At 60.5% G+C, this 12,644-nt stretch carries 11 protein-coding genes; 4 read left to right on the plus strand and 7 right to left on the minus strand.

Annotation, left to right across the window (positions count from 1 at the left end):
- The 6 genes from GRF63_RS15290 to GRF63_RS15315 form a co-directional block, all read right to left on the minus strand.
- The coding region (locus tag GRF63_RS15290; RefSeq protein ID WP_202131784.1) for a proton-translocating transhydrogenase family protein at positions 1 to 148 on the minus strand (148 nt) is incomplete at its 3' end.
- The gene (locus GRF63_RS15295) at positions 148 to 1,275 is read right to left on the minus strand and encodes an NAD(P) transhydrogenase subunit alpha (RefSeq protein WP_160486945.1); all 1,128 of its coding nucleotides are present in this window, start codon (positions 1,273 to 1,275) and stop codon (positions 148 to 150) included. The genes GRF63_RS15290 and GRF63_RS15295, both read right to left, overlap by 1 nt.
- A 164-nt stretch (positions 1,276 to 1,439) precedes the next feature.
- Positions 1,440 to 2,072: an FMN-dependent NADH-azoreductase gene (locus tag GRF63_RS15300; protein WP_160486946.1), complete on the minus strand. Its 633-nt coding sequence runs from the start codon at positions 2,070 to 2,072 to the stop codon at positions 1,440 to 1,442.
- 254 nt (positions 2,073 to 2,326) lie between these two features.
- Positions 2,327 to 3,298, minus strand: a complete 972-nt coding sequence (locus tag GRF63_RS15305) for a zinc-dependent alcohol dehydrogenase family protein (protein ID WP_237392562.1) — start codon at positions 3,296 to 3,298, stop codon at positions 2,327 to 2,329.
- A 92-nt stretch (positions 3,299 to 3,390) separates the two neighbouring features.
- Complete coding sequence (locus GRF63_RS15310) at positions 3,391 to 3,927, minus strand: nuclear transport factor 2 family protein (protein ID WP_160486948.1); 537 nt, start codon at positions 3,925 to 3,927, stop codon at positions 3,391 to 3,393.
- A 147-nt stretch (positions 3,928 to 4,074) separates the two neighbouring features.
- Entirely contained in the window at positions 4,075 to 5,628 is a 1,554-nt protein-coding gene (locus GRF63_RS15315; protein WP_160486949.1) for an AMP-binding protein, read from the minus strand.
- A 224-nt stretch (positions 5,629 to 5,852) separates the two neighbouring features.
- Between GRF63_RS15315 and GRF63_RS15320 the strand changes: the two genes are divergently transcribed.
- Positions 5,853 to 7,244: an aromatic ring-hydroxylating oxygenase subunit alpha gene (locus GRF63_RS15320; protein WP_160486950.1), complete on the plus strand. Its 1,392-nt coding sequence runs from the start codon at positions 5,853 to 5,855 to the stop codon at positions 7,242 to 7,244.
- 110 nt (positions 7,245 to 7,354) lie between these two features.
- A complete protein-coding gene (locus tag GRF63_RS15325) occupies positions 7,355 to 8,131 on the plus strand; it encodes a competence/damage-inducible protein A (RefSeq protein WP_160486951.1) in 777 nt (258 codons plus the stop codon).
- A gap of 4 nt (positions 8,132 to 8,135) precedes the next feature.
- On the opposite strand, the gene GRF63_RS15330 is transcribed toward GRF63_RS15325, so the two are convergent.
- Positions 8,136 to 9,728 (minus strand): class I adenylate-forming enzyme family protein, encoded by a 1,593-nt coding sequence (locus GRF63_RS15330; RefSeq protein WP_160486952.1) that lies wholly within the window; start codon positions 9,726 to 9,728, stop codon positions 8,136 to 8,138.
- A 286-nt stretch (positions 9,729 to 10,014) separates the two neighbouring features.
- On the opposite strand from GRF63_RS15330, the gene GRF63_RS15335 reads away from it, so the two are divergent.
- The gene (locus GRF63_RS15335) at positions 10,015 to 11,181 is read left to right on the plus strand and encodes an acyl-CoA dehydrogenase family protein (RefSeq protein WP_160486953.1); all 1,167 of its coding nucleotides are present in this window, start codon (positions 10,015 to 10,017) and stop codon (positions 11,179 to 11,181) included.
- 10 nt (positions 11,182 to 11,191) lie between these two features.
- A complete protein-coding gene (locus tag GRF63_RS15340) occupies positions 11,192 to 12,643 on the plus strand; it encodes a 3-oxoacyl-[acyl-carrier-protein] synthase III C-terminal domain-containing protein (RefSeq protein ID WP_160486954.1) in 1,452 nt (483 codons plus the stop codon).
- The last annotated feature ends 1 nt before the right edge of the window (position 12,644 follow it).

The following is a 12,644-nucleotide window of genomic DNA, read 5'->3' on the forward strand; positions in this document are numbered from 1 at the left end:
CGATCAGGCCACCCACGATGATCACCGATGAAATAGCGTTCGTCACCGCCATCAGCGGCGTGTGCAGCGCAGGCGTGACAGACCACACCACGTAATAGCCGACGAAACATGCCAGCACGAAGACTGACAGGATTGAGATGAAGTCCATTATGCCTCTCCCGTCAGGCGTTCGTTGACGACCTTGCCACCTTGCGTCAGTCGCACGGCATTGCCGATTTCATCGTCAAGAATGGGCCTGCCGGCCTCCTTGTCCCAGAACGCGGAAAGAAAGTTGAAGTGATTGCGGCTGAACAGCGCTGATGCGTCTGCCGCCAGATGTGCCGGCGTGTTGGAAAAGCCCATGATCTTCACGCCGTGTTTCTCCACGATCTGATCGGCCACGGACCCTTCCACATTGCCGCCCTGCGCCACCGCCAAATCGAAGATCACGCTGCCCGGTTTCATCGTGGCGATCTGCGCGTCGCTGATCAGGCGCGGTGCTGCGCGGCCAGGGATCAGCGCCGTGGTAATGACGATATCCTGCTTGGCGATATGCGCGGAAACCAGCTCTGCCTGGGCTTTCTGGTATTCCTCGCTCATTTCGGTGGCATAGCCGCCACTGCCCTCGCCCTCGATCCCGGCAACGCTTTCCACGAAGATCGGCTTTGCGCCAAGCGACTTGATCTGTTCCTTCGTGGCGCTGCGCACGTCGGTTGCGGAAACCTGCGCGCCCACGCGCTTTGCCGTGGCAATCGCCTGCAGGCCCGCCACGCCCACGCCCATGACGAAGGCTTTTGCCGCCTGCACCGTGCCGGCGGCGGTCATCATCATGGGAAATGCCTTGCCAAAGACATTGGCGGCGGAAACAACCGCCTTGTATCCGGCGAGGTTGGACTGGCTGGAAAGCACATCCATGCTCTGCGCGCGGGTGATGCGGGGCATGAACTCCATGGACAGGGCCTCGAACCCGGCCTTGGCATAGGCATCGACCCTGTCCTTCGCCATGAAGGGATCGAACAGCGCAGCCACCCATGCCCCCGGTTTCGCCCCGGCCAGATCGGCCACGTCAGGCGCCTGAATGCCCAGCAGAATGTCGGCACCTTTCACTACGGACGCGCGGTCGCCCACTTCAGCGCCTGCCTCCCGATAGGCTTCATCATCGATGGAGGCATTGGCCCCGGCGCCACTCTCCACTGCCAGTGAAGCGCCCAGACCAATGAACTTCTTCACCGTTTCCGGGGTCGCCGCAACGCGGGTTTCCCCAGGCGCATGTTCCTTGAGCACAGCAAGTCGCATATTTCGGTCCTTTGGGAGACACCCCTCGGCCTGCTCGGCAGCCATGCCGCCAAGCATCCGTGATTAAGCCAAAATATTGGCCAAAAATACAGGAGTGCGGGCGAAGATCGCCGCTAACGTGGATGGCGACCGCCGCATCGGCAGCGGTCGCCCATGCCGCGGATTTAGTTGATCGTTGCGAGAAGCTCGTCGATCTCTTTCTTGGCTGCATCCTTACAAGCCTGCTTCAGCTCAAGGAACGATGTTCCTTCTGCAGAAATGTAGTGGATGCGGTCTGCGGGGATGCCGCAGATTTCGAAAACCGCCGTCATGTTGGTTTTCATCGTGTCGAGGTGCGCCAGCGGGGAGCCCGTGAACGGGATGCCATAGGCGGCGGTGATGAAGATGCGTTTCTCTGGCGAGAGCAGAGGCACGATTTCACCGTGGTCATCCTGGCCGAAGAACACTTCCTTGCGCACGATGCTGTCCATCCAGGACTTGTAGCTGGCAGGCGGGCCGAAGTTGTACATCGGCACAGTCACCAACAGGACATCGGAATCGATATATTCCTGCGTCAGCTCTTCTGCAAATTCCAGGGTCTCGTGCTGATCTTCGGTAAGCTCACCTTTCGCGGCAGCGAAGTGGGCCTTGATCAGATCATCCTTCGGGATTGGCGGCGGATTCACGCCCAGGTCACGGCGAACCACCGTGTAATCGGGGAATTTCTTCAGCCACTGCTGTTCCAGATGGTCACCAACGTCGCGGGAATGCGATCCCTTAGAGCGGGGGCTGGTATCAAGTCTCAGTAACGTCGGCATAACATCTCCACTGTTTTTTACGTGAGGCCCATAATCGCAATTTTCTCGTCGGCCCTGCGGAGTGTTCTCCGCCAGCACCAGAACCTCATTGCCTTACGGTATAGTTCATCGTCGTATTCTGCAACATAGTTAGCAAGCGTACGTTACTCTTGGCAACCCTATGTGGCTTGAACAATCACGCTGTGGACAGGAACATTCGGCTGCAAAGATCAAAAAGGTTCAAATTCGCGGGGAACCCTGCCCGCGCCCGTGGCTCAGAGCGTGACGACGATCTTCCCGAACAGGTCGGGCGCATCCAGGGTTTCGTAAGCTGACTTGATATCGTCCACACCAAACCGCTTGTAGATCGGCGGGCGAATATCATTCGCTTCGATCGCAGCCTTCATGTCGCGGTACATGTCCAGGCTGCCCACGGCCACGCCGCGGATGTTTGCGCCCTTGCCGTGCAGCAGCATGACATCGAGGCCTTCCGCCGGGCCTGCCAGCATGCCGACAAGAGCGATCTCGCCGCCGAACCCAACAGCCATCAGCGATTGCGCCATGGTGCCAAGGCCGCCCAGCTCGACGATCTTGTCCACCCCGCCCGTGGCTTGCAGAACCTGTGCGCCCCATTCGGCATTCTCGCGGTAATTGATCACCTCGCTTGCGCCCAGTTTCCTGATGTCATCCGCCTTGGCGTCATGCCCCGTGGTGGCGATCACCTGCGCCCCGGCGGTGCGCGCGAAAAGCAGGGAGAACAACGATACGCCGCCGCTGCCCATCACCAGCACCTTACTCGTCTCGTCAATCGGGTGGCCGCTGCGGACCGCGTTCCACGCCGTCACCCCGGCGCAAGGCAATGTCGCGGCTTCCTCAAAATCATAGCCTTCGGGCATGGCCACCACGCGTTCGGCGGGCAGCACGACATATTCGGCCAGCATGCCGTCCTCATGAAACGCGCCAAGCCCAGCGCCGATTTCCGGATTGGCCGGGCCGCTGACCCAATTGGCGAAGAATAGCGAAGCCACGCGGTCCCCCACCTGCCAATCAGTGACACCGGGGCCGACGGCATCGATTTCTCCCGCACCATCGGACAATGGCACCACATCGCGATCGGGCAGGCGGCCAAGCGCACCCGCCATCACCAGCTGATCACGCCGGTTCAGCGACACGGCGCGAACCCGCATGCGAACTTCGCCCTGCTGCGGTTCAGGTATATCCACGGTCTCCTCTACGAGACCGTCCATTCCCGTGACTCCCTGCTTTAGCACCCAGCGTCGCATATCCACTCCTGATCTCTATCTGAAAAACTTCTTGGCGCGCCCCTGGCGTTCTGCGGTTATGGCAGCTGGATGTAATTGTAGGACGGGTCCGTCTCGTCCCGGCTTCCGCGCGCGATCCCGGCAGTCCATTCATCCACCTGGGCATTGGTCAGCACGTCCGGCACGCGGTAGCTATCCAGCACGGAGAAGCGATGGCCGATCTTCCAGCGCCCATCACGGCGTTCCCACCGATCGAAATACCGGCCAAGCACCAGCATCTCTCGCGGGCCATCCGCATCGGTAAAGCGGACCCGGCAATCCACGCCCGCCTCGCTGGTGGCGCGGTCGCCGTCGATATCGATCAGCACGTTGAAGATGATGTGCCGCGTGCTCTCGAAATCGGCGGCATGCTGCGTCGCAATGCCTTGCAGGAAATCGCCGCAGGGCACTTCACCGGGGCCGTAATTGATTGTGGCATCGGCATGGAAGGCCGATTGCATCGTGGCGAGATCAACCCGGTCCGCACCGCGCGCCCAGCGATAGATCCCCTCGGTAATCTCCTGCTTCGCCAAGAGCTGATCAACATTCGAATCCACATCGCCCAGCAGCACCATTTTTCTCCCGATTACATGCCATAGGTGTCCCTCCTCAGACGGAGGGATCTTGCACCGGGATGCATAAGGCCTGGGGTAGTTGGCTGGCTTGGATATTCCATTTGCACGGTGCAAATCGTGCTGAAACATCATGGCCCTTGCGCCGGATCAGATCATCCGGTCCAGCCCTGACCAGTATCGTTCGCGCAGCTGCTTTTTCAGCAGTTTTCCCATCGGGCTGCGCGGGAGGCTGTCCCCGAAATCGATCGAATGCGGGCGGTTATAGGCAGACAGGTTGTGGCGGCAGAATTCCATGATCTCATCCGCCACCGCGGCATCGCGGGTGACATGAGGGTGGAGCTGGATGACGGCCTTGATCCGTTCGCCCAAATCTTCGTCAGGCACACCGATGACCGCGGCATCTTCCACTGCGGGATGGCGCAGCAGCGCGTTTTCTATTTCCTGCGGATAGACGTTCACACCGCCCACGATGATCATGTGGCTTTCACGGTCCGTCAGGTAGAGATAGCCGTCCTCGTCCAGATAGCCGATATCGCCCAGAGAGGCGTAGCCATCCTCATCATAAAGCGCGGCCGATTTCGCGGCGTCACCATGATAGGCGATTTTCAGCCCATTGGTCATCATGATGCGCCCCGCCTGCCCCTGCGGCAAAGTGCGCCCGTCTTCATCCACGATCTTCAGCCGACATCCCTTTGCCGGTCTTCCCACCGATCCGACATGATCCAGCCATTCGGCAGAGGTGATGAAGGTGTGGCCGAAAGCCTCGGTCCCGGCATAAAGTTCGTCAATCACCGGGCCCCACCAATCGATCATGGCCTGCTTTAAGGGAACGGGGCACGGCGCTGCTGCATGGATGGCGTGGCGCAGAGACTTCGTGTCGACCGCATTCCTGATGTCATCCGGCAGGGCGAGCATTCGGCTGAACATGGTGGGCACGAAGAAGCCGTGGGTCACACCGTGTTCCTCTATCGCGCGTAACGTCGCTTCAGGTGAAAATCGGCTGAGGCCGATCACCGTGCCGCCGGCGCGCAGAACGGACATCATGAAGCGGTTTGGGCCCGCGTGATAGAAGGGGCCGGGGTTGAGGAAGACGGTATCCGGGCCAAGGCCGTACTGCTTTTGCAGCATCGCAAAGCGTTGCGGCGGTTCGTGTGGCGGCGCATCGGGAATGCTGGTGCGAACGCCCTTCGGTCTGCCCGTGGTGCCGGAGGAATAGAGCATGGACGGCCCGCGTCGCCGCTGGCCCTGCAAAGGCTGCGCCGAGCACTCGCGCGCGATTGCGTCAAGATCGCGAAATGGGGGCTCACTCCCGCCGATCATGAACAGCGCAGGGCCGTTATCGAGCAAGGCGGCGGCTTGGCCGGCAAGATCGCGCAGGCCGAAGCTGGCGACAAGCATCCGCGCACCGCTATCGCGCACGATATAGGCGGCGTCATCCGCAGTCAGATGCGTTGAAATGCAGACATAGCGCATGCCGCTGTTCTTCGCGGCCCACATCAGTTCCGGATAGGCACAGCTGTTTTCCAGCAAGAAGGCGACGGTGTCCCCCTCCCTCAACCCCGCATCGGCGAATGCGTGGGCGAGGCGATTGGATTGGTCCACCAGCTGCCGGTAATCGGTGGCCTGGCCAAGATCCGCCATTACCATCGCACGCTTGCGGGGCGTGTGCTGCGCGACCGTCGCGGGGTGATAATCTGTCATAGCAGCGGGTCACTCTCCTGAACGTATGGTGCGACAGTTGCGATGGCAGCGGCAGATATACCGCCGGAGTGCATCAGCCAAATCAGCAATTCCGGGCGACAGAAACGTCTCTCAAAGAAACTAATTGAAAATTATGTATGCTGCCATACTTTATTAATGTGTACCTTATCAATCCCAGGGTGTTATGGTAGCACCCTGCTTGAGAACAATAATGAGGACGTCCGATGGAATACGATTATCGCACCGGCTTCGTGGCCTATCCCGATGCAGAGCCCGGCAGCCCCGCGGCAAAGGCCGACTTCGTCGACATGGGCACCGGACCCATCGATCCCTCACGCTACTGGACGAAGGAAGAGGCGGATCTGGAATGGGACAATATGTGGACCAAGGCCTGGTGGTTTGCCGGCCTGGCTCACGACATTCCGGAAGTGGGCGATTATTTCAAGGTCGATCACGGGCGCGAATCGTTCATCGTCGTTCGAACTGGCGAAGGCCCGGATGATATTGCCGCGCATTACAACGTCTGCCCGCACCGCGGAAACCGCATTGCGCACAGCGATTTCGGATCGGTATCAGACGACGGATGCTTCCGCTGTGATTTCCATGGCTGGCGGTTCGGCATCGATGGATCGAACAAGGAAATCCGTGACGAGATCATTTTCCGGCCAGAGGTCATCGCCCATCGCCCCGGCCTGAAATCGGTGCGCTGCGGCGTATGGAACAGCCTGGTGTTCATCAGCATGGCCGAGGATGGCCCCTCGCTGCTGGAACAGCTGGACGTGATGCCGGAGCATCTGAAGAACTATCCCTTCGATAAGTACCGCGTGCTGCGAGACATCCAGGTGTGCTGGGATGCCAACTGGAAAACCGCGCTGGATGCCTTCGTGGAATTCTACCACGCCGACGATGTGCATCCGCAGGTCCTGCCGTTCTCTGAAACGCTGGAGTGCCAGTATGACCTTTATGACCAGGGCCTCAGCCGGATGGTCATCCCGCTGGGCTATGTCACGAGTCGCTTCGAAGACCGGGAAACGGTGCCGGAGGGATTGAAGATGTTCCTCGCCTTCTTCGGCGGCAATCCCGCCGATTTCGAAGGGCTTTCGGGCAAGGAGTATGACCAGGCACTGGCCAAGGTGAAGCGTGACTGGGCCAAGCGCCACGGTTACGATCATTTTGACAACCTCTCGGACGAGCAGGTGACCGATGACTGGAACTATTTCGTGTTCCCCAACATCACGCTCAACGTGTTCAGCGATGCAATCCTGATCCAGGTTTTCCGCCCGCATCCCACCGATCCGGAAAAGAGCATGTACCGCGCGATTTCCATGAACCTTCCCGTGGCCGGGACGGAGGAAATGGTGATGGACGCAGGCTCCTTCGGTCCCGAAGCGATTTCGGAGCCGGGTTGGGACGGCGCGGTTCGTCCGCCGATTGAAACGCCCACCGATATCGAGGATTTTGGATCGGTCCTGTCGCAGGATGCACGGCGCGTTCCGGAAGTGCAGAAGGGCCTGCGCTCACGCTCTTTCGACGGGTACGTGCTGTCCGAATCAGAAGTGCGCATCCGCCATTACCTGGCAGAGATTGACCGCTATATCGGGCGGCCTTCGCGCTGACCGAGAGGCTCGATGCGAATGAATTTTAGGCGGTCTTGGCTTTGTGTCGAGGCCGCCTGAATTTCATCCGGCGCCCCTCCCCACCCCAACAATGCGGATGACCTTTCGCCATGCCTGACACCACCCAGCCCAGCGCGGCGCTGATCGTGATCGCCAGCGAAGTTCTATCCGGCCGAACGACGGACAGCCACATCGCCCGGCTCGCCAAGTGGACGCGGGAACTGGGTATTGCGCTGCGCCATGCATGCGTCGTCCCGGACGATCGGCAGGAGATCGTTGCCGCCATACGCGGGGTGCGCGACACGCATGATCATATCTTCACCGCAGGCGGCCTTGGCGCCACCCATGATGATATCACCGTGCACGCCGTTGCCGAAGCGCTGGACCGGCCCATCGTCCACAACGCCGAGGTCGAAGCGCGCATGCGCGAACATTACGGAGATCGCCTTCGGGAGGCGCATCTGAAGCTGGCATTTCTTCCCAGCGGGGCAGAAATTTTCATGGCCGAAGATCGCTCGATGGGTGTGATCCGCGTGGGCCACGTCGTAATGCTGGCCGGCATACCGGACATGGCCGATGCCATGCTGGAATTGATGCGATCACACACATCCGGTGGCCCGATCACAAGGCAGCTGGTGCTGGGCACCGATCTTGCGGAAGAGGCCTTTGCCGATGATCTGGCGAATATCCAGGATCGCTTTGCCGATTGCGCCCTCGCCTCCTATCCGCTCTGGCGCAAGGGCCAGAGCGGCACGAACATCGTGCTGGAGAGCCTTGATCCAGAACAGCTAGATCAATGTGCTGCGGACCTGCGCGATTGCCTCGTCCGCCTGGGCGGCACCGCTATAGAAGGCGGGCTGGATCGCGAGGCGCGGCAGCAGGCCTAGCCGCCTAATCCTGGTCTTCGGCGAAAAGCGAGATCAATTCGAACTTCTGGATCTTGCCGGATGGCGTGCGCGGAAAGTCTTTCACCACGCGCCATTTCTTCGGCACCTTGTGGCGAGCAATCGTCTCCCGCAGTTCATCGGTAATCCGATCAATGTCGAGATCGGCACCGGCGGCAGGGCGCAGCACGGCGACCAGTTCCTCTCCCCATTTCGGATCGGGAACGCCCAGCACGGCACACTCCGCCACCTCGGCAAATTCGTTCAGCGCATCCTCGACCTCGCGCGGGTAGATGTTTTCCCCGCCGCGGATGACCATTTCCTTGAGCCTGCCGGTGACGCGGACATAGCCATCGTCATCCACGCGCCCCAGATCGCCCGTGCGCAGGAAGCCGTCCTCGTCAAACGCGCTCTGATCCGCTTCGACGTTGTCGAAATAGCCGGCCATCATGAAGGGGCTCTTGATCCGGATCTCACCGATATCGCCCGTCTCACACAGACCCGCCCCGTCCAGCGCGGCGATTTTCAGCGCGGTGTGCGGATAGGGCCTGCCCACGGTTTCGGCGATGCGCTGCTCAGGATCGCTGCGGAAGGTCTTGCACATGGCCCCGCCCGCCTCTGTCTGCCCGAACATCACCTGCACATCGGCGCCCAGCTTCTGCTTTGCCATGCGCACGAAATCGGGCGCGATCACGGTGCCGCCGGTCAGCAGCAGTTCCAGCGCGGAGAGATCCGTTTTCGCAAAATCCTCATGCTCTATCATCGCGATCAGCATGGTCGGCACCACTGGCAGCATTGCGATGCGGTTCTCCTGGCACAGCTTCAGCGTGATGCCGCCATCGAATGCACGCAGGATCACCGATGTGCTGACCATGGCGATGCAGCCCAGCGTCATGGTGACAGACCCGCCAACATGGAACATCGGCAGCGTGTGCAGCCAAGCTGAACCTTCCGACAGTTCATACCGCTGGGAGCCAAGCGCCGCGTTGTTAACGATGCCCCTGTGGCGCAGGCGAACGGCCTTTGGCTTGCCCGTCGTGCCGGAAGTGTAAAGGATCAGCGCAACATCATCGGGCCGCGCATGGTTCAGCGGTTCATCGCCCCCCTGCCCCGCTTGCAAATGCGATTCGAAATCGCTGATCGGCAGCACGTGCTGCAAATGCGGGAGGTCCGGGCGAAGCTCGTCCACAATGGCAATCAGGTCTACGCCGCGATGTTCCTTGTCCATGATGACGCCCACTGCTTTCGAGTGGGAAAGCAGGTAGGAAATTTCTGTCGATCGAAGCGCAGGATTGGCCGTGACGAGGATCAGCCCGGCCTGCGCAGCCGCCAGTTGATAGATGGCCCATTGCGCGCTGTTCGCCCCCCAGATCGCCACGTGATCGCCGGGGCTGAAAATGGTGAGCAGGTAATTGGCGAGCTGGTGGCTATCATGCAGCAATTGCGCATAGGTCCAGCTGAGGTCTTCTTCGCCTTCCGACTGCGCAGGTTGGAGGATGGCGACCCTTTCCGGTGCCTGTTCTGCCGCGTGCTCCAGAAGATTGCCAACGGTCCAATCGTGAAGGTCCAGACTTTCGTCGGCCGTAATGAAGGATTCCATACCTCTCCGCCCATACCCAATGTTGCAGCGGCAATTTGATGCGCCGCCTTTATAGTACGCTTGCAAACTAACAAGCGATGCAGTGATGGTCAAATTAGAACATGCGGAGCAGGTGCTAAGCCGCCAAGTGAGAGTGGCAGCAGCGCTGACGCACCCACACACCGCGCGGTTTTCGGATATGTGAAGACCGGGACGCTGTGAAAAACTGCGCATTTTCGCCCCTTGTAAATTCTCTCAATCCATATAATACGCTAGCACACAATATGGTTGAGAACGGTGGAGCGGGATGGATTTCTCCCTTAGTGAAGAACAAGAGGCAATCCGCGACGGAGTGAAGCGGGTCACCGATTCCTTCGACGATGAATACTGGAGTCGGTGCGATCAGGAAAAGACGTTCCCGACCGAGTTTCACAAGGCCATGGCCGATGGCGGGTGGCTGGGCATCACCATGCCGGAGGAACTGGGCGGCGCCAATCTGGGCGTGACCGAGGCCGCGATCATGATGAACACCGTCTCGCGCAGCGCGGGCGGCTATTCCGCGGCAAGCACCATCCACCTCAACCTGTTCGGTCCGCACGCCGTGGTCGTGTTCGGTAATGACGAGCAGAAGGAGCGGATGCTCGAGCCGCTTATCGCGGGCACGGACCGCGCCTGTTTCGGCGTGACGGAGCCTGATGCCGGGCTAGACACCACCAGCATCACCACCTTTGCAACCAAGGTGCCCGGCGGTTACCGCGTGACCGGCCGCAAGATCTGGACCTCCTCCGGGCAAGTGGCCAACAAGATCGTGCTGCTCACGCGCACCACGCCAAAGGATCAGTGCAAGAAGCCGACCGACGGCATGACACTGTTCTACACCGATCTCGACAAGTCGCAGATCGAGGTGCGCCGCATCCCCAAGATGGGCCGCAATGCGGTGGATTCGAACGCCACCTTCATCGATGATTACTTCATCCCGGACGAGGATCGGATCGGAGAAGAAGGCAAGGGTTTCCATTACATCCTGCACAGCCTCAACCCGGAACGCATCCTTGTGGGGATCGAAGCGGTTGGCCTGGGCCAGGGCGCGCTGGAGCGTGCCGCGCAATATGCCCGCGAACGCAAGGTCTTTGGCCGTTACATCGGTGCCAATCAGGGCATTCAGCATCCGCTGGCGGAAAGCTGGGCGCAGCTGGAATCGGCCTATTGGATGATCATGCGCGCCGCCAGCCTCTATGATCAGGGCAAGCCGTGCGGGGCGGAGGCCAATGCGGGCAAGTTCCTTGGCGGGCGTGCTGCATTCGATTCCTGCACGCGCGCCGTGATGACTTTTGGCGGCATGGGCTATTCCACGGAATATCAGGTGGAGCGCCTGTTCCGCGAATCCATCCTCCTTCGCATCGCCCCGATTACGGAGCAGCTGATTTTGTCCTTCATCGCGGAAAAGGTACTCGACCTTCCGAAGTCTTACTGAAGAGAGACATATGACCGAATATGGTATCACCGGCTACGGCGCCTATGTTCCCCGCCTGCGCCTGGAACGCGCCGCAATCGCAGCCGCGCACAAGTGGATGGCGCCCAATCTGCGGGGGCTGGCGAAGGGAGAGCGCGCCTTCTGTTCATGGGATGAAGACAGCATCACCATGGCGGTGGAAGCCGCAAGGGATGCGCTGGGCACGGATTCGCGCGAAGGCATCGGCGCGCTGACGCTGGCATCCACCACCCTGCCCTACGCCGATTTGCAGAACAGCGTGATCGCCATCGGCGCGCTGGCCCTTGGCCACCTTGTCAGCGGCACCGATGTTGCCGGATCGCAGCGCGCCGGGCTTTCCGGCCTTGCCCGCGCGATGGAAATGAGCGGATCGAACCAGCTGATGCTGGCGGCGGACCGTCCCCGTGCGAAACCCGCTGGCACGCTGGAAATGGCATACGGCGCTGGCGCAGCGGCGTTTCGCCTGGGCAGCGAGGGCGTAATCGCCCGCAAGATCGGCAGCGCCACAATTGCAGAGCAATTCATCGATCACTTCCGCTCTGCCGATCATGACCACGATTATTTCTGGGAAGAGCGTTGGATCCGTGACGAGGGCTACGCCAAGATCATCCCGCGCGTCGTCAGCGCCGCGCTGGATCAGGCGGGCATTGCGGCAGGCGATCTCTCCACGCTCGTCATGGCCTCCCCCCTGAAGGGCAGTGCCGAGATGATTGCGCGCAAGATCGGCTTTGACGGCAAGGTGTCGGATTCGCTGAATGACGATGTCGGCTACGCCGGCACCGCCCACCCCCTGCTAATGCTGGCGAGCGAGCTGGAACAGGCAAAGCCGGGTGACCGCATTCTGGTGATCGCCTTCGGCCAGGGTGCCGAGGCGCTGATCCTGGAAGTGACGGACGCGATTGCAGACTTCAAACCGCAGCGCGGTTTTTCAGGCGCGGTTGCGGACAAGGTTTCTACCACCGATTACCTGCGCATGCTGTCCTTCTACGGAGAGCTGGATGCCGAGTGGGGCATGCGGTCCGAGAAGACCGGCAAGGCCGCGCTCACCAATCTTTATCGCGAGGCCGATCAGCTTTCGGCATTTGTCGCGGGCAAATGCGGATCATGCGGCACTGTGCAGTTTCCGCAGCTTGCCTATTGTGTGAACCCGGAATGCAAGGCGCCCGCTGCGGGTTTCACGCAAGTGTCGCTGAGCGATGAGCCGGCCAAGGTGCTGACCTTCACGCCGGACTGGCTTTCTTACTATCCATCACCCCCGCTCTACGTCGGCTTTGTGCAGTTCGACATCGGCGCGCGTCTGCTGATGGAGATCGTGGATGTCGGCCCCGATGGGCTGGACGAGGGAACGCCGCTGCGCATGGCCTATCGCATCAAGGAGCCGGACACGCAGCGCGGCTTTAACCGCTATTTCTGGAAAGCGACCCCGGTCGCGACGGGAGCCTGAC

The organism is Aurantiacibacter rhizosphaerae (assembly GCF_009807005.1).
Classification (GTDB): Bacteria; Pseudomonadota; Alphaproteobacteria; order Sphingomonadales; family Sphingomonadaceae; genus Alteraurantiacibacter; species Alteraurantiacibacter rhizosphaerae.